24 protein-coding genes are annotated in these 26725 nt (G+C 41.9%); 9 read left to right on the forward strand and 15 right to left on the reverse strand.

What is annotated here, in order from left to right:
- Positions 1-35: 35 nt before the first annotated feature.
- On the reverse strand, positions 36-521 hold the full coding sequence (locus tag CDG61_RS07220; RefSeq protein WP_087511535.1) for an Lrp/AsnC family transcriptional regulator: 486 nt from the start codon (positions 519-521) through the stop codon (positions 36-38).
- Positions 522-761: 240 nt separating this feature from the next.
- Positions 762-2129 carry an amino acid permease gene (locus CDG61_RS07225; protein ID WP_087550270.1) on the reverse strand — a complete coding sequence of 456 codons (1368 nt, stop codon included), beginning with the start codon at positions 2127-2129 and terminating at the stop codon, positions 762-764.
- Positions 2130-2400: 271 nt separating this feature from the next.
- Between CDG61_RS07225 and CDG61_RS07230 the strand changes: the two genes are divergently transcribed.
- Complete coding sequence (locus CDG61_RS07230; RefSeq protein WP_087550269.1) at positions 2401-3132, forward strand: hypothetical protein; 732 nt, start codon at positions 2401-2403, stop codon at positions 3130-3132.
- A 44-nt stretch (positions 3133-3176) separates the two neighbouring features.
- On the opposite strand, the gene thiM is transcribed toward CDG61_RS07230, so the two are convergent.
- The 3 genes from thiM to CDG61_RS07245 form a co-directional block, all read right to left on the reverse strand.
- Positions 3177-4040, reverse strand: coding sequence for a hydroxyethylthiazole kinase (thiM, locus tag CDG61_RS07235; protein ID WP_087550268.1), 864 nt, complete (start codon positions 4038-4040; stop codon positions 3177-3179).
- A gap of 8 nt (positions 4041-4048) precedes the next feature.
- Positions 4049-5221 (reverse strand): hypothetical protein, encoded by a 1173-nt coding sequence (locus CDG61_RS07240; RefSeq protein ID WP_087550267.1) that lies wholly within the window; start codon positions 5219-5221, stop codon positions 4049-4051.
- A gap of 126 nt (positions 5222-5347) precedes the next feature.
- Entirely contained in the window at positions 5348-5611 is a 264-nt protein-coding gene (locus CDG61_RS07245) for a hypothetical protein (RefSeq protein WP_087550266.1), read from the reverse strand.
- A 385-nt stretch (positions 5612-5996) separates the two neighbouring features.
- On the opposite strand from CDG61_RS07245, the gene pepN reads away from it, so the two are divergent.
- A complete protein-coding gene (gene pepN / locus CDG61_RS07250; protein WP_087550265.1) occupies positions 5997-8606 on the forward strand; it encodes an aminopeptidase N in 2610 nt (869 codons plus the stop codon).
- A gap of 314 nt (positions 8607-8920) precedes the next feature.
- The gene (locus CDG61_RS07255; RefSeq protein WP_087511547.1) at positions 8921-9133 is read left to right on the forward strand and encodes a hypothetical protein; all 213 of its coding nucleotides are present in this window, start codon (positions 8921-8923) and stop codon (positions 9131-9133) included.
- Positions 9134-9255: 122 nt separating this feature from the next.
- On the opposite strand, the gene CDG61_RS07260 is transcribed toward CDG61_RS07255, so the two are convergent.
- Both CDG61_RS07260 and CDG61_RS07265 read right to left on the reverse strand, forming a co-directional pair.
- Positions 9256-9699, reverse strand: a complete 444-nt coding sequence (locus CDG61_RS07260) for a universal stress protein (RefSeq protein WP_087550264.1) — start codon at positions 9697-9699, stop codon at positions 9256-9258.
- A 115-nt stretch (positions 9700-9814) separates the two neighbouring features.
- Positions 9815-10258 (reverse strand): universal stress protein, encoded by a 444-nt coding sequence (locus CDG61_RS07265; RefSeq protein ID WP_087550263.1) that lies wholly within the window; start codon positions 10256-10258, stop codon positions 9815-9817.
- Positions 10259-10674: 416 nt separating this feature from the next.
- Here CDG61_RS07265 and CDG61_RS07270 point away from each other — a divergent pair, with 416 nt between their 5' ends.
- Together CDG61_RS07270 and CDG61_RS07275 are read left to right on the forward strand one after the other, a co-directional pair.
- Positions 10675-11019 (forward strand): SMR family transporter, encoded by a 345-nt coding sequence (locus CDG61_RS07270; RefSeq protein ID WP_087550261.1) that lies wholly within the window; start codon positions 10675-10677, stop codon positions 11017-11019.
- Position 11020: 1 nt separating this feature from the next.
- Positions 11021-11602, forward strand: coding sequence for a TetR/AcrR family transcriptional regulator (locus tag CDG61_RS07275; RefSeq protein WP_087550260.1), 582 nt, complete (start codon positions 11021-11023; stop codon positions 11600-11602).
- Here the strand turns inward: CDG61_RS07275 and CDG61_RS07280 are convergent.
- The 4 genes from CDG61_RS07280 to CDG61_RS07295 all read right to left on the reverse strand — a co-directional run bounded on the left by CDG61_RS07280 (position 11589) and on the right by CDG61_RS07295 (position 15585).
- Positions 11589-12758 (reverse strand): benzoate/H(+) symporter BenE family transporter, encoded by a 1170-nt coding sequence (locus CDG61_RS07280; RefSeq protein ID WP_087550259.1) that lies wholly within the window; start codon positions 12756-12758, stop codon positions 11589-11591. The two genes, CDG61_RS07275 and CDG61_RS07280, sit on opposite strands and share 14 nt — an antisense overlap.
- A gap of 133 nt (positions 12759-12891) precedes the next feature.
- A complete protein-coding gene (gene leuE, locus CDG61_RS07285) occupies positions 12892-13542 on the reverse strand; it encodes a leucine efflux protein LeuE (protein ID WP_087550258.1) in 651 nt (216 codons plus the stop codon).
- 74 nt (positions 13543-13616) lie between these two features.
- Complete coding sequence (gene tal, locus CDG61_RS07290) at positions 13617-14606, reverse strand: transaldolase (RefSeq protein WP_087511557.1); 990 nt, start codon at positions 14604-14606, stop codon at positions 13617-13619.
- Between the two features lie 88 nt (positions 14607-14694).
- Entirely contained in the window at positions 14695-15585 is an 891-nt protein-coding gene (locus CDG61_RS07295) for a LysR family transcriptional regulator (RefSeq protein WP_087511558.1), read from the reverse strand.
- Positions 15586-15961: 376 nt separating this feature from the next.
- Here CDG61_RS07295 and CDG61_RS07300 point away from each other — a divergent pair, with 376 nt between their 5' ends.
- The 3 genes from CDG61_RS07300 to CDG61_RS07310 all read left to right on the forward strand — a co-directional run bounded on the left by CDG61_RS07300 (position 15962) and on the right by CDG61_RS07310 (position 20511).
- Entirely contained in the window at positions 15962-17017 is a 1056-nt protein-coding gene (locus tag CDG61_RS07300) for an OmpW/AlkL family protein (RefSeq protein ID WP_228199635.1), read from the forward strand.
- A gap of 309 nt (positions 17018-17326) precedes the next feature.
- A complete protein-coding gene (locus CDG61_RS07305) occupies positions 17327-18955 on the forward strand; it encodes a GMC family oxidoreductase (protein WP_087550256.1) in 1629 nt (542 codons plus the stop codon).
- Positions 18956-19068: 113 nt separating this feature from the next.
- Positions 19069-20511, forward strand: a complete 1443-nt coding sequence (locus tag CDG61_RS07310) for a coniferyl aldehyde dehydrogenase (protein ID WP_228199626.1) — start codon at positions 19069-19071, stop codon at positions 20509-20511.
- 70 nt (positions 20512-20581) lie between these two features.
- Here the strand turns inward: CDG61_RS07310 and trmB are convergent, their stop codons facing one another.
- The 3 genes from trmB to CDG61_RS07325 form a co-directional block, all read right to left on the reverse strand.
- Positions 20582-21298 carry a tRNA (guanosine(46)-N7)-methyltransferase TrmB gene (gene trmB, locus CDG61_RS07315; protein ID WP_087550254.1) on the reverse strand — a complete coding sequence of 239 codons (717 nt, stop codon included), beginning with the start codon at positions 21296-21298 and terminating at the stop codon, positions 20582-20584.
- Between the two features lie 149 nt (positions 21299-21447).
- Positions 21448-23376, reverse strand: coding sequence for an ATP-binding protein (locus tag CDG61_RS07320; RefSeq protein WP_087550253.1), 1929 nt, complete (start codon positions 23374-23376; stop codon positions 21448-21450).
- A gap of 217 nt (positions 23377-23593) precedes the next feature.
- Positions 23594-25036: a SulP family inorganic anion transporter gene (locus tag CDG61_RS07325; protein ID WP_087550368.1), complete on the reverse strand. Its 1443-nt coding sequence runs from the start codon at positions 25034-25036 to the stop codon at positions 23594-23596.
- 214 nt (positions 25037-25250) lie between these two features.
- On the opposite strand from CDG61_RS07325, the gene CDG61_RS07330 reads away from it, so the two are divergent.
- Positions 25251-25862, forward strand: coding sequence for a glutathione binding-like protein (locus CDG61_RS07330; RefSeq protein WP_087550252.1), 612 nt, complete (start codon positions 25251-25253; stop codon positions 25860-25862).
- Positions 25863-25927: 65 nt separating this feature from the next.
- On the opposite strand, the gene CDG61_RS07335 is transcribed toward CDG61_RS07330, so the two are convergent.
- Positions 25928-26713 carry a thiazole synthase gene (locus tag CDG61_RS07335; RefSeq protein WP_087550251.1) on the reverse strand — a complete coding sequence of 262 codons (786 nt, stop codon included), beginning with the start codon at positions 26711-26713 and terminating at the stop codon, positions 25928-25930.
- Between the last annotated feature and the right edge of the window lie 12 nt (positions 26714-26725).

Genomic DNA, 26725 nt, shown 5'->3' on the forward strand with positions numbered 1-26725 from the left:
AGCAAGGATCTGGATAATAAAAAGTATAACCACATTCACTCTATCAGCAGCAGGTCAGCCGTATTTGCCAGTTTCAGCGAACGCAAAGCAAAAATAGAGCGGGTATGGCGTACAGCTTTCATTGAATAGAGGTTCTTTCTTAAAAAGCGTTCATAGTGTTCAGCATTTTTTACCGCAATTTTTACCAGATAATCATAATCACCTGTGACCAGATGAGCTTCTACAACTTCGGGCATTTCTGCAAGGGCTTCACTGAACTGCTGTAAAATATCGTCATCGTGTCTTTCCAGAGTGATTTCGATGAAGAACAGCTCATTGATACCAATGGCTTTAGGATTGATATTTGCAGTATAGCCTTCAATAATATTCAGATTTTCCAGGCGTTTGACCCGGGTCCAGCAGGGAGAGGAAGACAGCCCCACCAGATCTGCAAGCTGTGCAACGGTAAGACGACCATCTTTACGGAGAGCAGATAAAATTTTGCGGTCAATCTTATCTAATGTGTAGTGACTATCGTTCATAAGCTATACCACAGGAAAAAATTCGGAAAAGTAGCGAAGTTCTGAAATATTATTCCAGAAATAAACAACAATTCGTTTTATTACGGGAAACATTTTATTTTAAACCAAGTTAAAATAATCTTATTGAATCAAAGACATTTGGGAGATTGGCTTTGATTCCATGGACAGCATCTTTAGCGGAAGGGTGCCATTAAAGATGCTGTCCATACACTTATCTTAGACCTATAAATACAGCCACGACTATTTTTCTGCAGCCGCTTTACTTTTTTTCTGCTTAAACCAGTAAGCCAGGCTTAAACACGCAATCCATACCGGAATCAGTATTACTGCAATCTGCATATCAGGTGTATTCCACATAATAACAAGAATGCCGAGCATAAAGGCGACACAGATATAATTTGTCCACGGATAAGCAATTGCTGGAAACAGTGTCTTTTTATTTAAATTCAGTTGATGCCGCTTAAACTTAAGATGAGTCAGTGACAGCACCATCCAGTTAATCACAATCGCGGATACAACCAGGCTCATCAGCAGTTTGAAGGCTTTGTCCGGAAAGATATAATTCAGTACTACACAGATCAGCGTAATTGCAGCAGAACATAAAATTGCTGCATAAGGGATTCCACGGTTATTGATTCTGCTTAAAAATGAGGGTGCATTGCCTTGTTCTGCCAGCCCAAGCAGCATACGACTGGTGCCGTAACTGGTGCCGTTATAGACAGAAATGGCTGCCGTCAGTACCACAAAGTTTAAAACAGTGGCAACGCCCTGACTGCCCAGTGAGTCAAAAATCAGTACAAATGGGCTGCCGCCTTCTGCAATCTGATTCCATGGAAATAAAGACAGTAGAATAAAAATAGTCAGTACATAAAACAGTAAAACCCGATAGACAATCTGATTGACCGCTTTAGGAATGGTCTGAGTCGGATTTTTGGTTTCAGCTGCGGCTATACCAACGAGCTCAATTCCCCCGAAAGAAAACATGATAATGGCCATAGCCATCACTAGTCCAGAAAGACCATGTGGAAAAAATCCACCCAAAGCCCATAAGTTACTGACAGAAGCGGTTTCACCTGCCTGACCGCTGGCAAGTAACCAGGCACCAAATCCGATCATGCCGATAATGGCTGCAATTTTAACGATGGAAAACAGAAACTCCATTTCGCCAAAGACTTTTACATGCGTCAGATTAATGACATTGATCAGAATAAAAAATCCCAGTGCAGAAACCCAGGTCGGAATCTCAGGCCACCAGTAATGAATATATAAACCGATTGCACTCAGTTCAGCCATGCATACCAGCACATTCAGCACCCAGTAGTTCCAGCCCGACATAAAGCCAGCAAAGGGACTCCAGAATTTATAAGCAAAATAACTGAATGAACCACTGACAGGCTCTTCCACCACCATTTCACCCAGCTGGCGCATCATAAAAAAAGCAATTAAACCGGCAATGGCATAACCTAAAATAACAGAAGGACCTGCCAGGTTAATGGTCTGAGAAATACCAAGGAACAAGCCAGTTCCAATGGAACCACCTAAAGCAATAAGCTGAATATGACGGTTGCTCAGTCCATGTTTAAGCTGGCTGTTGTTGCGTGCTGACATTGAAAACCAATTCTGAAAGGGGAGGTGAGAAGAAAGGAGGAATTATAATTATAATAAAAAATTATGATTTCATAAAATTATTTTTATAAAATGTGTGTTTATACAAAATGGATGGACTTAATTTCTTTAAATAATCAGTATCTTATCGTAAATGTTATGGTTTATAGTAGGATTCCATCACTTTACCATCGAGTACAAATACCTGATTTCAGGGATATTCACAGGTATTCAAAAAAAATAAGATGCCATTTTCTGAAATGGAATAACCATCATGTATGTTTCAGAAGTTGTATTTGATTTAAAGAAAATATCCTTATTAAAACAAAACTGCGTATTTCAGGATATGCTGAAACTGGATAAGCAGATTTTTCCTGAAACGACAGATCAGAGCTTCATGGACTTTGTTTATGATCCTGCAGCAATTTCAGTTTATGTGATTCAGTATTTTTGCGAAGACAGGCTGATCGGGCAGAATATTATTCCGATTCTGAAGCTTGAAACAGAAACGGGTATGGTTCTGATTGTGTCATCACGTGCAGGTTTTCTGCCTGACTACAGAAAACTGGATCAGACACTGAATGGGGCTGTACGGCTCATTATGAACCATAGAATGAAGTATCCATTTACGCCCTACTGGTTTGTCACGACACTGGCTCAACCCAGACTGTATGGGCTGTTTGCTTCACGATCATCACATTTTTTTCCACGCAAAGATAAGAACAGCCCTGGAGAATACAGGGAAATGCTGAATTTTATTGCCCAAAGACAGCCGAATGTAGAACAGCGGGGCGAGGATATTTATATTCAGGACTGTAATTTACCGGTACCTTCCGCCGATGAGCTGATGCATTGCGGTATTGTTCCTGACAGTCACAGTGCTTTTTTTACGAAACATGCTCCAGACTGGTTTTATGGAAAGGGAATGATCTGTCTGTGCAAACTCGATGGCAGAACATTGACAGAAACCGCAATGAATGTGTTTCTGGACAGACGCCTGACCTGAGTCCCAAAAGCCTGTTCAGAGCGGAAGTATCTTTTAAGGACTCATCAGGATATCAGTTCGATATCCGCATATTGCTGAATCAGTTCAGCATTCATCCCATTGATATAATCCATAAATGCGACATTGAAACTTCCGGTTTTCTGAGCAGTCTCATAAGCCAGTTTACCTGCTATGGCAAAATGGACATGGGCAGCAATGGTCGCAATCTCAACAGAAGTGACAGCGGTATAGGCTGCAATCAATGCCCCCAGTGCACAGCCTGTAGCCGTTACTTTAGGCTGTAAATGTGAACCGCCATTAATTTTGATAATCTGCCCAGTACTTCTGCACAGTATATAATCGGATTCGCCAGAAATTGCGATACATTCGGCATGGTTCAAAAGAACTTTTGCCTGGCTGTAGACTTCATTACTGCTGAGCGTACTGTCCACACCTTTGCTGTTGACCTGATTTCCTGCCAGCGTACTGATTTCGGAAGCATTCCCACGAATAACAGCAGGTTTGTACTGTAAAATTTCATTGACCAGGTCAGAACGCCATTTGAGTAAAGGGCTGTAACCCACAGGGTCAATAACCCAGGGCGTACCCGTATGGTGAGCAGTACGTGCAGCAATGCGCATGGCTTCCATCTGTTCAGATGTCGGTGTTCCTGTATTCAGGCTGACGGCAGCAGCCACCTGTGCAAATGCTTCTGTTTCAAAAGGGTTATCAATCATGGCAGGAGATGCACCTGCTGCCAGTAAAATATTGGCAACATAGTTGGCTGCAACAGAATTGGTTATACACTGCACCAAAGGCTGCTGAATCTGAAGCTGTCGCCACGCCTCTGTAACTTTTTGCAGTAAAGCATCGGGTTCTGTCACTAAGGTATCTGTCAGGATATTTTCTAAATGTTCAGGATGATTCATGTGCAGACCTATCGTGTAAAATAATGATCCTGCTGTTTACAGGTTCTGCAGAACAGCGAAATATGGTTATGTGCATCATATTCAATATCAAGTTCATCTGAACCACAATGCATACAGCGTTTCAGTGCATAGAACTTAAGCCGTGGTTCTATTTTTTCCCAGATTTTCCAAACGGGCTGTACAAAAATCATTTCATCATAGCCCAGAAATCTGAAAAACAGGATTTCTGCCATACCGCTGAATGGAAGCTGCGGAGGGTGAGGTAAGGTTGTCGTGACCCATTTTTCCTGCAGTCCACGTTCACGGTATTGTTCCACTGTTTTTTTCAGCAGATTGGTATTGATGAATTTTTCGTTACGGAGCTGCAGAAGTTTTTTGGAATGCAGATAATCCAGGGCAGTCTGAACCAGATAGAAAATCTGTCCACAGGCAAGGCTGTCCAGCAGGCGGTAACACAAGGCTTTAAAGCTGTTGTTTCCAGAAATCTGCACCTGCCATAAGCGACAGTAGTACTGCATGAACTGAACAATTTTTTCATACAGCAGTTCATAAATCGCATCTTTTACTTCATCGGCACTTTTAAAGGGAATGCCCTGCGACAGATTTTCGTAAAACCATTGTCTTAGGCGGAAGGTGATGCTGTATAGACTCGGTTCTGAATAGCCATCGAGACGTACATTAATATAGTACTGACCTGCCGTGTCAGCAGAGTCTCTGGAGATCAGTATCTGCTGGTCGAGCATCTGATTGATCAGTCTTTTCTGATACTGATAGTTGGGAGAAAAAGGAACGTATTTAATCTTTTCCCAATCAATGTATTCATGGTGATGCGAACTTTCAGAAACCTGATCATCGAGTATGGAAAGTAAAAACAGTTTTTGAATAAAACTGAGCTGATTGAGTTTATGCTCAACCATGTCTTTATCTTTACCTTTGTTTTTCAGGTTGTAGCTTTCTTTGGACAGCGCTTCCTTGATGAGTTTACGTTTATTTTTCTCACAGCTTTCGCAATGGCAACTCTGTTTCTGATCTGCATAAATACGGTGTTCACAGTAACTGCATTCATGAAAATTCAGTTCACGGTCGTATTGTTCTGCTTCAATCCAGTACATCGAACCTTTACATAATGGGCAAAATGCACTTTCATCGAGCTGTTTTTGCAGAATATGTAATGGAAGCATGGTTTACCTGAAAATCTGAAGCACAGGATTGATTATACACATGTCTGTCATGATAAATGCAGTGGTATTGAAATATGAAAAGAGCAGCCTGAGCTGCTCCTTTAGATGAAGAATAAATGAGCTGGATCAATAGGCAGCAGGACAGGGTAATGATTCATCCTCCAGTCCATCATGTTTGGCATTGAGTAGAGCACGGACTTTTTTCTGAAGAATTTTTCTGGAACCGAGTGAGTCATAACTGTTCAGAATGGCACTGACTTCACCAGGTTTCATTGGAATTCCTTCGCAGCTCATAAAAAGTGCAATCACTTTGTGGTCAATGTTTGCTGCATCCAGTGCTTTCATGGTCCTGATGTTTTCAACACGGACGATATGTTCTTTTAAATACATGCTGCACCTCATTTATATAGGTAGATTTTTATAGTGCGCTTTGCACAGAAGATAACAAGCAAAAAATGTGCTCAAAATGTATCTGTTTTGAAGAAATATTTTTAAATCTGTACAGTAACAATGCCAAACAGATATTAATCAAAGGCTTATTTTTTCGGTTCAGTACATATAGCCTGCTTAATCATTCATTTATCAATATCGCTTTATGTATTGTGTAAATATTCATCTGCCTGAACGGTTTTTTACAGGCATGGATTGAAAACCGTTGCATAAAGACCCATATTGAAAGGTAAAGCAACAGAACAGACAGATTGTGGAATCTGACCTTTGATCGGTTCATTTCACAACACTCAGTCTGCGTCAGACGGAAGAATCAGGACATTATATGAATATTGCAGCACATCCAGTGGTTGAAGCAGATCAGACCGTTTATTTAAAAGATTATCAGAAGCCGACATTCAGTGTTGAATCCATCCAGCTGGATATCCGTGTTTTTGCGGAGCAGACACTCGTTACTGCAACACTGAAAATGCAGCGTCAGACCCCTGGAGATCTGGTATTGCTGGGGCGTGATCTGGAACTGAAATCCATCAGTATCAATGGTAAGCAACTGTCTGAAAGTGAGTATAAGCTCGATGCTGAACAGCTCAGCATCAGTGATGCACCGGATGAAGCTGTTGTTGAAACAGAAGTGGTGATTCATCCTGAGACCAATACTCAACTGGAAGGGCTGTATCTGGCTGGTGGTGATTTATTTGTGACTCAGAATGAACCTGAGGGCTTCCGTAAAATTACCTTCTACCCTGACCGTCCAGATGTGCTTTCTGTTTTTACCACGCGTGTGGAAGCAGATAAAAAATATCCAGTACTGCTTGCCAACGGTAACCTGATTGAAGCGGGTGAAGCGGGTGAAGGACGTCACTATACGGTCTGGGAAGATCCGACTAAAAAGCCATCTTATCTGTTTGCCTGTGTGATCGGTGACCTGGCTGTGCTGAAAGACCGTTATACGACTTCTGAAGGTCGTGACGTGGCGCTGGAAATTTATGCAGAAGAAAAAGACATTCCAAAATGCCATATTGCTATGGAAGCCTTAAAACATTCGATGCGCTGGGATGAAGAACATTATGGTCGTCCTTATGACCTGGACAACTACATGATTGTGGCAACCAGTCAGTTCAACATGGGTGCAATGGAAAATAAAGGGCTGAATATTTTCAATACTTCATGCGTACTTGCAGATGAGGAATACACCACAGATGCAGCGATCATGCGTGTACAGTCTGTGATTGCCCATGAATATTTCCATAACTGGACAGGTAACCGTATTACCTGCCGTGACTGGTTCCAGCTGTGTCTGAAAGAAGGTTTAACTGTTTTCCGTGATCAGTCGTTCTCTGAAGATTTACAGTCAGCAGCGGTTCAGCGTATTGATGACGTAGCAGTGTTAAAAGCGCATCAGTTCCCTGAAGATGCAGGTCCTCTGTCGCATCCACCACGTCCGGATCATTTTGTTGAAATCAATAATTTCTATACAGCGACTGTTTATGAAAAAGGCGCAGAAATTAACCGTATGATGGCGACTTTACTGGGCAAGGAAAAATTCCGTAAGGGAACGGATGAATATTTTAAACGCCATGATGGTCAGGCGGTTACAGTTGAAGACTGGGTTGCTGCTCTGACTGCAGGTTCTGGTGTGGATTTATCTGAGTTTCTGCTCTGGTATAACCAGCCAGGTACACCAAAACTGGAAGCCAAAGGTGAATATGATGCTGAAAATCAGACGTATCGTCTTCATTTAAAACAAAGTCTGAAAACACATCCAAAATATCCAGACTTAAAAGCATTACCTGTTCCTGTGGCTTTGGCATTGTTCAATGCACAGACAGGCGAGCAGGAAACACTGCACTCCACAGCTATTGTGGAAAATAATGTGAAAGATGGTGTTTATCTGTTTGATCAGCCAGAAGTAACGATTGAGTTTACAGGTGTGTCTGCAAAACCTGTCGCCTCACTGTTACGTAATTTCTCTGCACCTGTAAATCTTGAGTTTAATTATTCTGATGAAGAACTGGCATTTCTGTTGCAGTATGAAACTAACGGTTTTAACCAGTGGCAGGCAACACAGACCTTACTTGAGCGTATTTTACTGAATGGTCATGACGCACAGATTTATCTGAATGCCATTCAGCAGACTTTACCGGCAGTGATTGCAAAAGATCCGTTATTGGCTTCACGCCTGTTTGATGTGCCTGCTGAGGGCTATTTGGGCAGCCGTATTGACCAGAATTATAATCCGGCAGTCGTAAATGAAGCTCGGGAAGCACTGCTGAATCAGCTGGCAAAAAATCTGGGTGATTTTGTGAAAGAAACGTATCTGTCACTTCAGCCTGAAGAACAGAAAGAATTTTCACAGGCAATGGGTGTCCGTGCGCTGAAAAATATCATGCTCAGTTTAATGGCTCGTCAGGGTGATGCGGAAGTCTTTGATCTGGCTTATCAGCAATATCAGCAGACAGGCAATATGTCGGAACGGCTGGGTGCATTGAAAGTACTGGTATGGAATGATGCAGCTCAGGCTAAAGATGCATTGCAGGATTTCTATACCCGTTTCAAAGATGAAGCACTGTCTCTGGATCAGTGGTTTATGATTCAGGCAGCACATCCAAAAGCAACAGCAGAGACGGTTCAGTATTTAACTTCTCATGCTGATTATGACCTGAGTACACCGAACCGTATTCGTTCTGTCAGTGGTGGCCTGAATGCCAATCCTGTAAATACCTGGAGTTTTGGTGTGCAGCATTTTATTCAGCTGGCAAAATACCTGGACGAGAAAAATCCAATCGTAGGTTCACGTTTACTTCAGGTTCTGAGCCGCTGGTATACGCTGGCTGAACCTCAGCGCAGTGACGTGAAAACAGCACTTGAAGCATTGAAGCCTCAGGTTAAATCAAAGAATGTCAGTGAAACACTGAACAGTATGCTGAGTATTTAACTCACTCTTACTGGTTCAGTATAAAAACAGCCTGCTTATGCAGGCTGTTTTATGTTCAGTCCTTCAATTTTTGCAATGAAATGATTCTTATATCCGTGACAAACAGAATTGATTAACAAAACTTAAAAGATCTTATTTTTGTTTTGTTGTTAAATTAATCAAAGAAAATGAATAAATGTTTATTTACCACAATTAAACATAATAAATAAGTTAAAATTATCACACAAATTCAGATATGACTGACTTGGCTCAATAGTGCTGTATTCAAGATGTGAGCATTAAATATCTGAAATGAAATCTGTTTGGAGCTTGATATGTTAGTAAAAATTGAAGATGGGTTTTATTTAAATTCTCAGCATATTATCGCTGTCAAAATTAAAAAAAGTGCAGCAAATGGTCGATTCAATGTTCAGGTTGAATACACACCAAACAGTGTACAGACCACAGGTCTGTATCAGAAAGAATTTGATAATGGAATTGAAGCAGAAAGTTATCTGTTTACCCTGAATAAGGCGATTGGTGGATAGATCAGTGGTGTCTGATGTATACAGGCAATTGGGCTGATCAATTAAATAAGAATATGCAACTGAAAATATATGCATAAAAAATCCCTCGGTACAGAGGGATTTTTTATTGCAGTTCTGGTTGATCAGACTTTGACGATCAGTACCGGAACAGGGGACTGAGTCAGAACATTCTGGGCTACACTTCCTAGCATGAGCTTTTTGAAGCCGGTTCTGCCATGTGAACCCATAATAATTAAATCAGCTCCCACTTCATCAGCAATCTGAATAATACCTTCAGAAGGCACAACACCACGAACCACTCGTGTATTTACAGTTATGCCATCACGGTCAAAAGACAGTTTTATTTCTGCCAGTCGGTCCTGAGCATTTTTTTCTGCCTGCATAAAATAGTCTGTAATTGCAGGAGCAACTTTATAAAAATCCACCCCGACAAATGGGTCTACAGCAATGACACTCATAACAGTGACTGTGCTTTTCAGTTCCTGAGCAAGGGAAAGAGCTTGTTCAACTGCGGCATAAGAAATAGGGGATTCATCTACAGGTACTAAAATATGTTTATAAGTCATGGTGATATTCCTGTGAAAGTTATGCTTTTGTATTCTTTAATATCATGATCATGATCATGATCATGTTCTGAGCACTGAGCTGTAACAGTGTTCAGAAAAGTGTAAGGCTGAAGCGTTATGCTTTAATGACCATAACCGGAAGTTCGGTTGAACCCAGTACATCCTGTGCAAAGCTGCCAAGAAGAAACTTTTTGAAGCCTTTATTACCATGTGAACCAATCACGATCAGGTCAGCCTTGAGATCTTTTGCTGCATCAACAATCCCTTCAGCAGAAACTTCGCCTTTGGTAATTTTAGGTTGTGCGCTGACACCTGCATCATCTGCAATTTTCAAAGCTTCCTGGAGAGCTTTTTCAGCATTTTGATATGCCTGTACAAAGTACTCTTTCATAATGGCGGAAGAATAATAGAAATCGACATCTGTGAATGGGTCTTCTGCGACCAGGCTGATTAAACTGAGCTGAGCATTGAACTGTTTAGCGATCTCTGCAGCGTGGCGGACAGCAGAAAAGGAGATTTGTGAACCATCGACAGGAACTAGAATATGGTTATAGGACATGGGTGTCTCCTTTATCATTTATATACATTGCCTTTCAATTCATTGATAGCACAGAGCCTTGCCAAGTTCAATTTAAGCCCTCTTAATTCCGTAAAATTCATTAAAAAAGTGTGTCTGCAGCCACAGATAATTCCAGGTGATGCAGTGTGTTTTTTTATTTATGAAAGCTATTTTGATTCAGTCGGTATAAGGAGCTGATTGTCGAAATTCAGTTTTTCATACTATTGATTACATTTCTAATGAGTAGTTGATTGATTAAGTCTGAGTCATGCCTGATTCAGTCAATTTTCAGAGGGTTTCAGGTGGACTCCAGGTTTAAAAATATATTTTTTGTAGATTTTCAGCTGAAAATCTTGTCTTTTATCATGAAATGTATAAGATACCAACCGATTGGTATCTTTATTCTGGATGAGAAAATGAATCCTGTTTATACAGCATATGCATTGCTGGCCTGTGCTATCGTCACTGAAGTGATCGGTTCGGCTTTCCTGGTCAAATCCGAAGGGTTTACTAAACCTGTACCGACGCTTGTTGTTGTTGTACTTTATGTGATTGCATTTTATCTGCTTGCTCAGGTGATCAAGGTTATACCATTGGGAATAGCCTATGCGATATGGGCAGGGGTTGGCATTGTTCTGACGGCTGTTGTAGGATTCATTTTTTTCCGCCAGCAGCTGGATTTACCCGCAATGCTGGGTATTGGACTGATTGTCGCGGGTGTGATGGTCATCAATCTGTTTTCAGCTTCTTCAGGACATTAAGATGGTCAATGCATATCAGCGGAAAAAAGATCCGGAACATATCCGTAAACTGATCCTTGAAAACACCATGATTCTTGCAGCTGAAAAAGGTGTCAGTGGAGTTTCAATACAGACTGTGGCTGAAATGGCCGGAGTCACCAAAGGTGGTGTTTTTCACCATTTTCCAAATAAAAAGGCATTACTGGAAGCCATGCTTCATTTTGTCATGAGTCAGATTGATGCAGAGACAGAAAAACTGATCTGTGCAGATACTGAAAGCTATGGCTGTTTTACCCGTGCATATATCGAGATTACGCTGAATGCTAATGCGACAGCTGTAAGCCGATACTGGGATGCAATTTCCATGACCATGCTGACTGAACCGGATTTAAACGCAATCTGGGCACAGTGGCTTGAAAAAAGACTGTCCATTCATGCAGATACGGATCAGTCTGTGCAGTTGAAGATATTGCGTTATGCAGCTGATGGGGTCTGGCTGACCGGATTTGCAGAAATGAAACTGGCAGAAGATTTTATAAAAATGAAGCAGGAACTGATTTCAAGAACTTATCCTGCTTCATCGCAATCATTTAACGGGCTCTGAATTTTAAAACAGCAGAGACAGCAAAACCAAACAGAAGTCCCCAGAAAGCAGAGCCTATACCAAAAAACTGGACACCCGAGGCACTGAACAGAAATGTCATCAATGCGGCTTCACGATCACCGACATTGTGAAACGCCAGGGCAATATTGTGGCTGATGGTACCGAACAGAGCGATACCCGCAAGCGCAACAATGAAAATATGAGGAAATGACATCAGCAGGCTGGTCAGTGTTGCTGCAAAAAGTCCCATCAGAATATAGAAAAAACCACAACTCATTCCAGCAATGTAGCGTTTTGATGAATCAGGATGTACCTGATCATCCAGGCTGACGGCAGCACTGATTGCAGCGATATTGACGGTGTAACAGCCAAATGGGGCAAGAATTGCCTGTATGGTTCCCGTCCATCCTATCAGCTGGTTCACATGGGGTTGATAACCATAGCTTTTAATCATGGCAAGACCTGGCAGATACTGCGATGCCATGTTAATCACAAATAAAGGGAGTGCCAGGCCAAACAGTGCAGACCAGGTGAAATCAGGCGTCATCCATACGGGAGCAGCAAGATGCCACTGTATGGCAGGCGTATGAAAGTCCATAAACAATGGGCAGAGTATAAGACCTGCAATCACAGTGATGACAATACTGTAGCGCGGTGAAAGACGCTTTGAAAAAATATAGACTGCCAGTAATGACAGAATAAAGCCCCAGTCATTCTGAAGGCTTGCAAACAGCGTAATGCCAAACTTGAGCAATACACCTGCAAGCATGGCACTGGTCAGGCTTTGTGGAATATAGGAAAGGACTTTTTCAAAAATTCCTAAAAATCCAAGTACAGCAGTGACTGCACCACAGACCAGAAATGCACCTATTGCTTCATACAGGCTGTAACCACTGCCGGTTGCAATAATCAGGGCAAGACCCGCCGTGGACCAGGAAGTTGCAACGGGATATTTAAATTTCCATGACAGAATTAAGCCTGAAAGACCAATGCCGAGTCCCAGTGCCCAGAACCATGAAGTGATCTGTTCAGCAGATGCACCAAGAATCTGCGCAGCCTGAATCACCAGTACAGCTGAAACACTGATACCAATCAGAAATGTAATAAAACCTGCGAATACAGCAGGGATGGAAAAGTCCTGTAGAAATTTTTGCATGATCCTTTGCTTTTATTTGACCAGATGTTGGAGAAATATGTGAATCATACGCTTTCCTGTGGTGAGCGAAAAGCGTTGATTGGAAATAAACATCATGTCTGGATATTCTCATATACAGATAAATCTTCTTTTTTTATAACGTGGATGTTGCAAGTTTCAGTCCAAATCCACAGAAAAGGAATCCTACGCAGGCAACGCAGATTGCAGCAAATTTGTATCTGCTGTTAAAAAAGCTTGCCAGTTTTACACCGGAAAATATCAGGATGGTCAGGTAGCCCATACTGATGATTTGCAGAATAAAAGAAAGCATGGCAAAACTGATCGCAGGATAAGGATAGGCTGGATCAACAAACTGTACGAAAAAAGACAGATAAAAGAAGATTGCTTTAGGATTGAGCACACTGATAGTCAGTGCTGTCCGATAGGCATGTACTTCAGTAGAGGCTTCAGAAGCTGTATCTGAAGTTATTTTCTGAGGTGTATTTGACCATGTACGGACACTGGCAATCAGGAGTTTAATACCCAGCCATGAAAGATAAGCAGCACCAAAAACTTTAAGGATGGTAAAAAGCCAGGGGAAAGCATCCAGCAGGGAAGCTGCGCCTAATACTGTACACAGAATCAGGATCAGGTCGCCGGTAAAAACACCCAGTGCCCCCAGATAACCCGTTTTAATACCAAAACGGGATGCAATGGACATCACATACAGTGAGTTAGGTCCTGGTAGAATGACAATTAAAATAGTCCCAATAATATAAGTGGTGACGTCTGTAATGCCAAACACGGGACACTCTCAAATAAAAAGGCTGATATTGAATTATAACAATATCAGCCTTAAAGGTGCACTGTCGGAGTGCATTAATCCTGAATTTCTGCATCCAGACCGAAGGACTGACGCAATAAGCTGTTCAGTTGCTGACGTGCTTTGATAAATCCATCAATCCCACCCTGGAGCAGCTGAAAAGCCATCAGATCATTTTCAAGCTGGGTTTTGAAAGTGTCGTGATTCAGAACCTCTACAAAATGCTGTACATGTGCCTGAGCATGCTCAGGAGAGAGTTGAGCCTGGACTTCACGATCATCCGTTTCAAGTTCCGCAAGCAGATTTGGAGAAACGGTAAGTAAGTCACAACCTGCCAACCCAAGAACCTGCTCAACACTTCTGAAACTTGCACCCATAATTTCGGTTTTGATCTGGTGCTGTTTGTAAAAGTGATAGATCTGTTTGACAGACAATACGCCGGGATCTTTATCTACAGGATAATGATCAACATTTTCAGCTTTTTTAAACCAGTCCAGAATACGACCTACAAATGGTGAAATCAGCGTAACACCTGCATCTGCACACGCCTGAGCCTGATGAAGACCGAATAAAAGTGTCAGATTACAGTGAATACCTTCAGCTTCAAGCTGTCTGGCTGCCTGAATACCATCCCAGGTGGATGCAATTTTAATCAGAATCCGGTTCTGATCCACCCCATATTCTTTATACAGAGCAAGCAGCTCTTTTGCTTTCGCAACAGTGGCTTCAGTGTCGTATGAAAGTGCTGCATCGACTTCGGTTGAGACCCGACCATCAATCAGTTTAAGGATTTCAACACCCAGTTTAACAGTCAGAATATCAATCGTGCGTTCGACCAGAAGATCTGAAGTATATCCTTCGCTGAGTGCCTGTTCGTAAGCTTCTTCGATCAGCTCACGACTTTCAGGCTGACTTGCAGCAGCGGTAATCAATGAAGGATTTGTTGTTGCATCAAGAGGACGGAATTTTTCAATGGCAGTCAGATCACTGCTGTCAGCAACAATGGTAGTCAGTTTTTTTAGTTGGTCTAAAGCTGTTTGTGTCATTTAAATCAGATTCTTAAAGTTATTGCCTGTAATTCAGTTATATCACAAAGTTTACTCAACCCAAGTATCTGTATGCATTCTAAGCAGCTTAAATTGCGTCTTTTCGTAAATTTCTGAGGTGATTAATCAAAAAACGAGCAGCTGAACCCAGTTCACTTTCCCTGTTCCAGACCAGATCGACAAAATATTCAAATTTAGGTGTGAAATCCAGAAAATTCAGCACTTTTAAATGCTGCTGCAGTTCAGGGTTTTCATTGAACATTTCAAGGGGTAAAACTCCCCAGCCCAGATTTTGCATAATCATGCTGCAGGCGGAATGATGATTGTCAGTTCGCCAGTGATGTTTTGAAAACAGAAGCTCAGGTTTGATGCTTTTATCACGGCTGGCAACGGCAATCTGTCTGCTTTGATGAATCTGTTCAAAACTGACCTGATCATATGCAGCAAGCGGATGGTGAACAGATGCAACGGGAACCAGTGCTTCACGTTTTAACTCAACAAACTGTTCACTGCTTTCCAGCTGCTCACGTTCAAACATCAAGGCAAACTGAGCTGACTGATTTGTCAGCATTTTCTGGGCATCTTCCTGTGGAGCAGAATAAATATTGATCTGAAGTTCAGGAAACTGTTTTTCCAGCAGGGCAATATAATCAGTCCAGTTGGTATGCAGTAATTCAGATACGACCACAATATTCAGTGATGACTCCAGGCCTGAGCTGAGTGAAAGCGCATATTGTCTCCATTCATTGATTTCAATCAGCAGATTCTGTGTGCGTTCATACAGCGCAATTGCCTGTGCAGTCGGCACAGGTTCACGACCCTGACGGATAAACAGTGTCAGATTTAAATCTATTTCCATATTGGCAATGGACATACTGACAGCTGAAGGTACTTTTCCGATCTTTCTTGCGGCAGCTGAAAATGAGCCTGTTTCCATGACAGTCTTAAAAATGGATAACTGTTCCTGATTAATGTTCATTAACTTATCAGATTATTTAAAAGAATTTATCTGATCTTAATAGTTATAGTGAAAGATTGAAATATATAGTAGAAAAGTGAATTAATTATTTGTTAAATAAAGCTAATAATATATTTAATATTATTTTATTTATTTAAGAACAAAACTGTGATGCATTCCCTTTGTTGTGATAAATATTGACCTTTAATGACTAAAATTACAAAAATATGTTTACTGTGTGGTAAAAAAACTTGCAAACAAACATACGTTGAATGTATACAAATCACTTAATAAGTGTGGTTATAAATAAAAATTCGTAACATAAATTAAAAGTCAGACAAGGAGTTGGACGATGAAACTTGGATATCTAGCAGTACCTCTGGCACTCGTATGTGCAATGCAGAATGCAGCAGCTGCCCCAGAAAATGGTAAACGTTTTTCTGTATCGGCGGGTTGGTTGCATGTCATGCCTCAGGGGAAAGCCAATCCATTTAATATTAATACAGCAGTGAAAGGTGGTACCAATGCTAAAGTAGGTCTAATTTCTCAGGATGGATTTCTTAAAGCAATTGATTCTGATGCTGTAACTGGGACAGGTTCTAACTTGAAAAATCAGCTGGAGGGACTATTGAACGGTCCTTTAGGGAGTAATGGCGGATCATTAAAGGATGCTGAGGGTAATATCAGGGAAAATATTGCGGGTACTGCGATTATTGATGGTTTGGAATCATGGGGAGCGAAGGGTACTGGGCTTGAGGCTGAAGATATAGATACATTGGGTTTGATGTTTAACTATTATCTAAATGATAAAGTGTCTCTACAGTTGATAGGTGGTATTCCACCTAAAGTTGATATTAAAGGAAAAGGTGAAATCACGGCACCATTGACTGGAAGTGCAAAACCCGGTGGAATAGCAGGTATCCTTTACAAGGATTTACCCTTGAATTATGCAGTACCAATTACCAATCTGAACTCATATAGTAAAGCTGCAACTGCACGTGCCTGGACACCTGCACTTGAAGCACAGTATCAGTTTGGTAAGCCGGGTATAGACAAGTTCAGACCATTTGTGGGCGCAGGTTTAATGTATGCTTATTTCAATGATATTGAGTTGAATAAAGGTATTGAATCAGATCTGATCGCTGCTGGTCATATGATTCAGAATATTCATGATGGCAAAGCAGGTGCTGCACTGGATGGTAAAATATCCTCAGGTGATATGCGTGTCAAAGTGGATGCCAGTGATGCCATTGCACCAATTGTAACTGCTGGTTTCACTTATGATATTACACCATCATGGTTTACAACAGCATCTGTGTCCTACGCAAAGCTGAACAATAAAGTGACCATTGATGTGATGAATAAAAACACCAATGAAAAACTGATTCATGCAACGACTAAAATTGATATTGATCCAGTGATCACTTATGTCGGTGTAGGTTACCGTTTCTGATCATGGCGTGAGTAACAGTATTGATTTACTGTTACTCATTTTCTTGATATCCGTCAGATGTAAAAGTAGTGCCGTTTTATTCAGATAAAAATAATGTAGCTGTATCGGGTACAGATCCGGATTTTTCATTTCATATTTACTCCATGACATTCTACATACACAGATAAAAGATCACATCTGGATTATTTAGATAAAAGTGATGGCTTTTTATTTCACATTCTTTGCTTTAATTATCACTGAAGCTATTTTATAGACAGCATGAAAGTGCAATACTGATCCTGCACAAATAAAAATACAAATAAGGTCAATATGGAACAAAAAGAATTTGATTATATTGTCATTGGTGGTGGCAGCGCTGGAAGTGTGCTGGCTGGTCGTCTGAGTGAAAACCCTGATGTTACTGTATGTCTGCTTGAAGCAGGTGGAAAGGGTAACAGCTGGACGGTCAATGTGCCTTCAGCAGCAGTCGTGAGTATACCTACTAAAATTAATAACTGGGCTTTTGAAACCGTTCCTCAGAAAGGCTTAAATGGTCGCAAGGGTTATCAGCCTCGTGGGAAAGGGCTTGGAGGCTCATCCAATATCAATGCGATGGTTTATGTACGGGGAAATAAAGCTGATTATGATGACTGGGCATCTTTAGGTAATCCAGGCTGGTCATACGATGATGTTCTGCCTTATTTTATAAAATCTGAAAACAATGAACGGATACGCAATGCATTTCATGGCAATGATGGTCCGCTGTCTATTTCGGATTTAAGAACGGACAATATCTGGCATGAGCGTTATGTTGCTGCTGCCAGAGAGCAGGGTTATCAGATTCTGGATGATTTCAACGGTGAGGAACAGGAAGGACTGGGTGTTTATCAGGTGACTCAGGTCGACGGAGAACGTTGTACTGCGGCAAAAGCCTATCTGTTCCCCCATCTTGAACGTAAAAATCTGACCATCATTACTGAAGCTCTGACTCAGAAAATCATCATTGAAAATAATACTGCCACTGGGGTTGAGTTTAAACAGGATGGCAGCGTTGTGCAGATTAAAGCTCGGCAGGAAGTTCTGCTCAGTGCCGGTGCGATCCAGTCACCTCAGATTTTAATGCTGTCAGGTGTTGGTGATAAAGAAGAGTTGAATCAGCATCAGATCGAAGTCAAAAAACATCTGCCGGGTGTGGGTAAAAATTTTCATGATCATCCGGATTTTATTTTTGGATTTACTGCTAAAGATACGCAGGATACTTTTGGAATTTCCATACCTGGTACACTGGACATGTTTAAGCAGATTGGCAGATACCGTAAAGAAAAAGCAGGTAAGCTGACATCCAATTTTGCTGAATGCGGTGGTTTTATTAAAAGCTCTCCAGAACAGAAAGTGCCTAATCTGCAGCTGCATTTTGTTGTGGCAATTGTGGAAGACCATGCCCGAAAATTTCATGCCAGTCATGGTATTTCCTGCCATGTCTGCCTGTTGAATCCTCTGAGTCGCGGAACAGTCAGACTGAGTGGTCCTAAGGTTGAAGATCCACTGTTGATTGATCCTGCATTTCTGGCGGAGGAGCAGGATCTGGAGGAGATGGTGAAAGCCTATAAAATTACCCGTCAGCTTTTAAACTCAAAATCCATTGCGGAACACTGTAAAAAAGATCTGTTTACCGAAAATGTTCAGACAGATGATGAAATCAGGCAGATTCTCAGAGAGCGGACGGATACGGTCTATCATCCTGTGGGTAGCTGTCGGATGGGTATGGATGAAATGGCCGTGGTTGATCCACAGCTCAGGGTGCATGGCATAAAAAATCTGCGTGTGGTGGATGCATCCATTATGCCGACCGTTGTAAATGGCAATACAAATGCACCGGTGATCATGATTGCTGAGAAAGCTGTCGATATGATCAGAAAAACTCAACAGCTTGCAGTACAGCAGGCAGAATCGGCATAATCTGAAAATACTGCATATAAAGTGATACTGAAGTTGAAGCTGATGTTCGGCAGGAGCTGAGAAAAATAATATGCTCCGCTGAACGCATGTTTCATCAAATAAAGGAAATGCATATGAATACCATACTTCCGATGGATGATCAGGCACTTGAGCTGGAAAGGATTTTTCATCAGCAGAAAGAAGCATACAGTCAGCAGCCTTATCCATCGCTTGAGCAACGTAAGGCACAGCTTCAGACCTTAAAGGAACTGCTGGTCAGACACCAGGATGAAATCGCTGAGGCAATCAGTCAGGACTTTTCAAACCGTAGTAAAGATGAAACTTTGCTGTTTGAACTGATGACCAGTATTTCGGGTATCAAGCACAGTCTGAAGAACTTAAAGAAATGGATGAAACCTGAAAAAAGGGATGTGGGGATACTGTTTCAGCCTGCAAAAGCCTATATCCGTTATCAGCCTGTAGGTGTTGTTGGGGTTGTGGTTCCCTGGAACTACCCATTGTTCCTGGCGGTGGGTCCTTTGGCACAGGCGATTGCAGCGGGTAATCGTGTCATGCTGAAAATGAGTGAATTTACTCCTGTATTTTCAGCACTGTTTAAGCGTCTGATTGCAGAAAATTTTTCTGATGATCAGATCTGTGTGGTGACTGGTGATGCGCAGGTTGCTCAGAGTTTTACGGCACTTGGTTTTGACCATTTACTGTTTACTGGAGCAACGTCCATTGGCAAGCATGTGTTACGTGCAGCTGCGGAAAATATGACACCAGTCACGCTGGAGCTGGGCGGGAAATCTCCTGCAGTCGTTGCTTCAGATGCTGAACTGACTGAAACGGCTAAACGGATTGTTTTTGGTAAGGCAATGAATGCAGGGCAGACCTGTGTTGCACCGGATTATGCATTTGTTCACAGCTCTCAGGTGGAGCAGTTTATTACCGCCTATAAAGCGGCACTTGAGCAGTTTTATCCTGGAGATATTCAGAACAATCCGGACTACACTGCCATTATCAGTGAGCGGCAGTTTTTACGTTTACAGAGTTATCTGACTGATGCAGAGCAGAAAGGAGCAAATGTCATTCTGTTAAAAGGTGAAGACAGTCAGCGGCGTATGGCACACAGAATTGTGGCTGGGGTTTCTGATGATATGCTGCTCATGCAGAATGAAATTTTTGGACCGGTTTTACCTGTTGTGGCGTATCAGTCCATGGATGAGGTGATTGAGTACATTAACGGACATGACAGACCACTGGCGCTGTACTATTTTGGATATAATAAGGCAGAACAGCAACGAATTCTGAACCATACACACAGCGGTGGAGTATGCCTGAATGAAACGCTGCTGCATGTTGGACAGGAAGATATGCCTTTTGGTGGCATTGGTCCATCAGGTATGGGGCATTATCATGGGGTGGAAGGTTTCAAGACGTTCAGTCATGCAAAATCTGTATTTGAACGGCCAAAATTCAGTATGATGAAGCTGGTCTATCCACCTTATGGCACAGCCATACAGCAGTGGATTTATAAGCTCTTTATCGGTACAGTCAAAAAGCTTCAGAAATAGAACTGAATCCGTGACCAATAAAAAAAGCGTTAAACTGAGTTAACGCTTTTTTTATTTTTAAGAAGCAGGATTACTGAATTTTTTTGAAAAGAAAATCATTGATTTTGTGGCCTTCTTCAAGACCACGACGTTCAAATTTAGTCTGAGGACGCCATTCAGGGCGAGGATAGCTGTTACCTTTGCCTGCCATATTTTCCAGGCGAGGGCGGTTGTCCAGCACATCCAGCATCCACTCTGCATAAGGTTCCCAGTCCGTTGCTGAATGGAATGTTCCACCCATTTCAAGTTTCTGTTCAACCAGAGGCATGCGGTCATGTGAAACAAAACGGCGTTTGAAATGGCGTTTTTTCTGCCACGGATCCGGGAAATACAGCTGAACAGCATTAATACTGTTATCAGGCATTTCACGTAGAACCTGAATGGCATCAGCATCCAGTAAACGCAGGTTTTTCAGTTCAGCTATGCCAGCTTCATAGACACACTGTGCAATACCTGGAACATGAACTTCAATACCGACATAGTTACGTTCAGGGTTGGCTTTTGCCATCAGTACCAGCGAACGACCCATACCAAAACCGATTTCAACAGTCAGTGGTCGTTCAGGGTGCTCAAAGTGCTGGCGCAGATCACCCACTGGGTATTCCAGAATCATATGACCATATTGTTCCAGAGCAGTACGCTGTGAAGTATTCAGTGGAGAAGAACGGCGCATAAACGTCACAATTTCACGGTGCTCGTTCAGATTATCCAGTTCCACGACCTGCTGGTCTAATTGATCGTTTGACATAACTTTGGCAAATCTAAAAATTCAGAATGCGGTATTTTAAGTCCTGAGCTGAACAAGTCAAACCTTTTGCCCTGAATTTATGTATAAAACAGTTCAGCAGTTCTTCTGTTTTAAGCATGGTCACAGCAACTGAAACTCAGCAGTGATTATCAGGTCTGTTGAATATCGGGTGTTAATGGCAGCATAACTTCAATGACTGTACGCCCAGGTTGTGATTCAACCTGGAACTGACCACCGATACGTTCGATACGCGCACGCATGCTTTGCAGTCCGACATGCAGTCCTGAGTCCACTTCAGCAGGAGAAAAGCCGATGCCATTGTCTTCAATCTGAAGCACCAGCCAGCCATTTTCATTTTCACGCAGTGTGACGTAAACCAGTGTGGCTTTGCTGTGTTTTAAAATATTGGTCAGGGCTTCTTCGGCAATACGTGTAAGGGTAATGCAGTACAGTGCACTGGGTTGAGTCTGCCACTGCTGTTCAAAATGCCACTTAGAACGGATATCTGTTTCTTCAAACAGCTGTACAAATCTGTGGCGGATTGGTGCTGCCCATTCCACTGGTGTGGTCGGAATTTTGGAGGTCAGACTTGAGCCTGAATCAATGACTTGCCGTAAATCGTTACGGAGCAGTTTCAGAATGGACATAACCTGAGGCTTTTCTATTTTCTCATTATGTTCCAGGGTCAGCATGGAGCGGACAATTGAACCGCCTAAGCCATCATGCAGATCGTGGGATAGATGTATACGCTCTTGCAGGCGGACATTTTCAAGTGCAAGCTGATGCTGTTTTTCCAAGGATTCAGTCAGTTCAGCTCTGGCGCGATACACATTTTCAGAAAGGGTTTTATTAAACTGTTTGATCTGACGACTGTTACGCGCTAAACGTAATGCTAAAACTGCACCTAAAGCTAAAGTTGTAAAAGGACCTGTATATGGAGAAAGAGGGTGTCCTTCCATTGTAATGACAAAGTGCGCATCATGTAGAGCAATGGGTATAAATATTAAATACACGCCTGCCATTAAATAACTTTCAGGGAGTTTTGAACGATAGGCAAGGAACGGAAAACTGATGCATTTTGCTAAAAAAATCAGCATGGCAATCGCAAAAAATATCTGTATAACACTGTTTAGCTGAGACAGTGGTGAAAGGCTCAGGCAGACTGAAGCGCATAAGAAAAAAATCCATAAAATCTTTTCCAGGCGTGCAAAACTGAGATGTACAAAGGTCCAGGCTGCAACACAGCCGGCTACGGTATAAAAACAGAAAATAATATTCTGAATGCGGTCCAGTGTTGTAGTTGAAAATAACAGTGGATCGGACAATAAATAGCATGTGCTGTATAGAATCCAGCAGATATTGGTAATGCCATACCAGAAAAAACTTCGTTCTTCACGGTTGGTGAACCATGCCAGGAAATAGAAAATACCGACCACAAAACAGATCATGACGTTGAATATTGCCAGGGTGCGTTTTTCTAATACCCAGTTTTTATAAATGGGGTAAACATGCTGGTTTATTCCCATCTCCAGGCGACCTAAGCCAGATTTTTGTGTAAGACTGCCATAAACCTGTATCCATAAAACGTTTTGACCTTCCTTTATGCTGGAAGACGCGATGTTCCACTGGCGAGGCATATACTGACTACGTGAAGCAGGTTCCTGTAAGGATAAATCACTCCAGAGCAATGCATCATTGATAAAAATTCTGCCGCTCTGGGTTATATTTTCAAGGGCGAAACTCAGCGGAGCCTGGATCGGGTCTTTACATGCATAATCAAACTGGACTTTGTACCATGCCATATCATGAAAGTCGGGCCAGCGTTTTTCCCATCGGTCAGGCAGTTTTTCAAGCTTGATCCACCCATCTGTAGGCTTCTGCATCGGCTGATTCAGGTTGCCTTTTGCCACTTCAATCTGCTGTACTCTTATCTGGCACGAATCAGCTGGATTCTGTGAGGGAATGGATGCAGACGCTGTACTGCAAAGTCCACTGAACACCATAAAGCACATGAAGAGTACCGTCATAACAGTATCTGTACTGAACTTAAATGAATATTGAGTGGATTTCTGCATCATTACACGTGTTTCCCGCTACATCATGACTATACTGGTGAGTCGAAAATAAATATTTAATATCAAAGACTAATCTAAAAATTATAGTTTTTTTATGAACAGATATACAGCGATATTTAATGAAATTTCTGTGAAAATTCAGACAAGATTCATAGCGTATGTACAATCAGCATAAACCTTGTATATCGCCTTTGTATTACTGAAAAACCTGTGTTTTTACCTAAGTGTTGATACGCTCAATCAGCAGACTGCTGGCTTCATTCAAACCGATGACTTTGACCTGAATACCCTGAGATTCAAATTTCTGTACGACAGTGTTCAGCATATTGACTGAGGTGATATCCCAGATGTGTGCATGCGTCAGGTCTATGACAACAGACAGAATCGCTTCTTTGAAATCAAAAAACTGATAAAATTTTTCTGAACTGCTGAAAAATATCTGTCCATAAACAATATATTTACGGGTGTTCTGATTCAGTGAAGACTCAACTCTGACACTGCTTTCAAGTTTGTTGATCATAAACAGCGCAGAGAGCAGCACACCGGAAAGTACGCCTAAAGCAAGATTGTGAGTACTCAGTACAATAATGACAACAGTAATCATCACAATATTAAAGGAGGTCGTGTGCTGTCTGAACTGTCTGACAGATGCCCATTGAAACGTTGTAAAGGACACCATGATCATAATGGCAACCAGTGCTGCCATTGGAACATAAGCCAGCCAGTCTTTCAGAAAAACAACAAGACAGAGCAGGAAGACACCTGCAATCAGTGTGGACAGGCGTGTACGCGCTCCAGATGATACATTGATCATGGACTGACCAATCATGGCGCAGCCCGCCATTCCTCCCATAAAACCACTGATGATGTTGGCAATCCCTTGACCACGGCATTCCTGATGACGGTCACCTTCGCTTTGCGTGATCTCATCAATCACGGTTGTGGTCATCATGGTTTCAAGTAAACCTACAGTGGCTAAGGTAATGGAATAAGGAAAAATGATCTGTAAAGTCTCAAAACTCAGTGGAATCTGAGGGATCAGAAAAACAGGTAATGTATCAGGAAGCTGTCCCAGGTCACTGACTGTACGCATATCAGCATTCAGTAAAAGAGTCAGAGCACTCAGCACAATAATGCAGATCAAAGGTGAGGGCAGAAGCTTTCCGATTTTAGGGATATAGGGAAACAGGTAAATGATGGCTAAGCCTGCTGCGATAAATAAATAGCCTAAGCTATCCATTTTGTTTATTTCAGGGAGCTGCGCTGCAAAAATCAAAATTGCGAGAGCATTTAAAAACCCATAAACCACAGCCTGTGATACAAAACGCATCAGCTTTGCAATTTTAAAATAACCGGCAACAAGCTGAATTACTCCTGTTAACACTGTTGCAGCAAGCAGGTACTCTAAGCCATGTTCTTTAACCAGGGTGATCATCAGTAAAGCCATTGCACCGGTTGCTGCTGAAATCATGGCAGGGCGACCGCCAAAAAAAGCAATACTGACTGCAATACAGAAAGAAGCGTATAAACCCACCTGTGGATCGACACCTGCAATTGCTGAAAATGCAATTGACTCAGGAATCAGTGCCAGACCGACTACTAAACCTGCCAGTACATCTGTTCTGATACTGGAAAACCACTGTTCTTTTTTCAGGTGAATCACAACTGACCTTATCGCTTTTTTGAAAGCGGCTATGTTAATCCATTCAGAAATAAAAGCGCATGAGAATTTTTCAATGAAAAGTGGATTAAATTTCAGCAAATAACAGAGGGTCTGTTTTTATTTTTACGCTTGCTTGCAATTTTGCGCAGTTCACATCTTGCAAAACGTGCTGAAGCCATTTAAAACAGTATGAGTTATATAACAAGGATTATTTATGAAGTTGTATTATTCTCCAGGCGCGTGCTCACTGGCTTCTCATATTATTTTAAATGAAATCAATGTGGATTTTGACCTGGTTCGGGTAGATTTAAAAACACATACAACAGAAAAAGGTGTGGATTATTACGAAATTAACCCAAAGGGTTATGTGCCGGCACTGGAAATCAATCCAGGTCTGATTCTGACAGAAAATGTGGCGGTTCTTCCTTTTCTTGCACAACATGATCCTAAACAGGATCTGATTCCACCATCAGGTCTTGGGCGTGCTAAAGTTCTTGAATGGCTTGGTTACCTGAACTCTGAACTGCATGATGCCTATGCGGTATTTTTTGGTCCTGAGTTATCCGCTGAAGAAAAACAGCGTGCTTATGCGGGGATTGATAAAATTCTGAAATATACCGAAGAGTATCTTCAGGAGTCAGATTATGATTATCTGGTCAATGATCACTTTGGTCCTGCAGATGCTTATCTGTTTGTTCTGACCAACTGGTCTTCTATGATTGGTCATGATCTCAGCGCGTATAAAAATATTAATGCACTGCGTGAAAAAGTAGGTTCGCGTCAGTCTGTACAGATTGCCATGCGTGATGAAGGACTGATTCCTTAAAGAATCAACTGACTTATGTAATAAAAAAGCAGGCATGATTGCCTGCTTTTTTTGAATCTGTTTTCTTATTTAAAGAAATAACCAGTTTCAGGTGAGCTTGCACTAGCCATGCGTTTGCGTGGCATACGACCTGCAAGGAAAGCCTCACGACCAGCTTCAATTGCTTTTTTCATTGCAGAAGCCATCAATACAGGATTTTGAGCTGCTGCAATTGCCGTGTTCATCAGAACACCATCACAGCCCAGTTCCATTGCAATCGCAGCATCACTTGCTGTACCGACACCAGCATCTACCAGGACAGGAACTTTTGCATTTTCTTTAATAATGGAAACCGTATGAGGATTCAGAATACCTAAACCAGAACCGATCAGACTGCCTAATGGCATGATGGCAACACAGCCCATGCTTTCAAGTTCCTGAGCAACAATTGGATCGTCTGAGGTATAAACCATCACTTCAAAACCATCATCAATCAAAGTTTTTGCTGCTTTAAGTGTCTCTACAACATTGGGATACAGAGTTTTTTCGTCCCCAAGAACTTCCAGTTTGACGAGGTTGTGTCCATCCAGCAGTTCACGTGCAAGCATACAGGTGCGCACTGCGCTGTTTGCATCGAAGCAGCCGGCAGTATTCGGAAGAATGGTGTATTTCTCAGGCGGAATCACAGAGAGTAAATTTGGTTGGTCTGGATGCTGACCAATGTTGACGCGACGGATTGCAACAGTCACGATTTCAGCACCACTTGCCTGAATAGCCAGGTCTGTTTCCTGAAGGTCTTTGTATTTGCCTGTGCCCACCAGTAAGCGGGATTTAAAAGTACGTGAACCAATAATGAGGGGGGTGTCTTGCATGGGAGCTCCAGT

The sequence above is a fragment of the Acinetobacter sp. WCHAc010052 genome, from assembly GCF_002165295.2.
Taxonomy (GTDB): Bacteria; Pseudomonadota; Gammaproteobacteria; order Pseudomonadales; family Moraxellaceae; genus Acinetobacter; species Acinetobacter chinensis.

Coding starts and splice junctions, on each gene's coding strand:
- CDG61_RS07220 (WP_087511535.1), bottom strand. CDS start 521: ATGAACGATAGTCACTACACATTAGATAAGATTGACCGCAAAATTTTA.
- CDG61_RS07225 (WP_087550270.1), bottom strand. CDS start 2,129: ATGTCAGCACGCAACAACAGCCAGCTTAAACATGGACTGAGCAACCGT.
- CDG61_RS07230 (WP_087550269.1), top strand. CDS start 2,401: ATGTATGTTTCAGAAGTTGTATTTGATTTAAAGAAAATATCCTTATTA.
- thiM (WP_087550268.1), bottom strand. CDS start 4,040: ATGAATCATCCTGAACATTTAGAAAATATCCTGACAGATACCTTAGTG.
- CDG61_RS07240 (WP_087550267.1), bottom strand. CDS start 5,221: ATGCTTCCATTACATATTCTGCAAAAACAGCTCGATGAAAGTGCATTT.
- CDG61_RS07245 (WP_087550266.1), bottom strand. CDS start 5,611: ATGTATTTAAAAGAACATATCGTCCGTGTTGAAAACATCAGGACCATG.
- pepN (WP_087550265.1), top strand. CDS start 5,997: ATGAATATTGCAGCACATCCAGTGGTTGAAGCAGATCAGACCGTTTAT.
- CDG61_RS07255 (WP_087511547.1), top strand. CDS start 8,921: ATGTTAGTAAAAATTGAAGATGGGTTTTATTTAAATTCTCAGCATATT.
- CDG61_RS07260 (WP_087550264.1), bottom strand. CDS start 9,699: ATGACTTATAAACATATTTTAGTACCTGTAGATGAATCCCCTATTTCT.
- CDG61_RS07265 (WP_087550263.1), bottom strand. CDS start 10,258: ATGTCCTATAACCATATTCTAGTTCCTGTCGATGGTTCACAAATCTCC.
- CDG61_RS07270 (WP_087550261.1), top strand. CDS start 10,675: ATGAATCCTGTTTATACAGCATATGCATTGCTGGCCTGTGCTATCGTC.
- CDG61_RS07275 (WP_087550260.1), top strand. CDS start 11,021: ATGGTCAATGCATATCAGCGGAAAAAAGATCCGGAACATATCCGTAAA.
- CDG61_RS07280 (WP_087550259.1), bottom strand. CDS start 12,758: ATGCAAAAATTTCTACAGGACTTTTCCATCCCTGCTGTATTCGCAGGT.
- tal (WP_087511557.1), bottom strand. CDS start 14,606: ATGACACAAACAGCTTTAGACCAACTAAAAAAACTGACTACCATTGTT.
- CDG61_RS07295 (WP_087511558.1), bottom strand. CDS start 15,585: ATGAACATTAATCAGGAACAGTTATCCATTTTTAAGACTGTCATGGAA.
- CDG61_RS07300 (WP_228199635.1), top strand. CDS start 15,962: ATGCAGAATGCAGCAGCTGCCCCAGAAAATGGTAAACGTTTTTCTGTA.
- CDG61_RS07305 (WP_087550256.1), top strand. CDS start 17,327: ATGGAACAAAAAGAATTTGATTATATTGTCATTGGTGGTGGCAGCGCT.
- CDG61_RS07310 (WP_228199626.1), top strand. CDS start 19,069: ATGAATACCATACTTCCGATGGATGATCAGGCACTTGAGCTGGAAAGG.
- trmB (WP_087550254.1), bottom strand. CDS start 21,298: ATGTCAAACGATCAATTAGACCAGCAGGTCGTGGAACTGGATAATCTG.
- CDG61_RS07320 (WP_087550253.1), bottom strand. CDS start 23,376: ATGATGCAGAAATCCACTCAATATTCATTTAAGTTCAGTACAGATACT.
- CDG61_RS07330 (WP_087550252.1), top strand. CDS start 25,251: ATGAAGTTGTATTATTCTCCAGGCGCGTGCTCACTGGCTTCTCATATT.
- CDG61_RS07335 (WP_087550251.1), bottom strand. CDS start 26,713: ATGCAAGACACCCCCCTCATTATTGGTTCACGTACTTTTAAATCCCGC.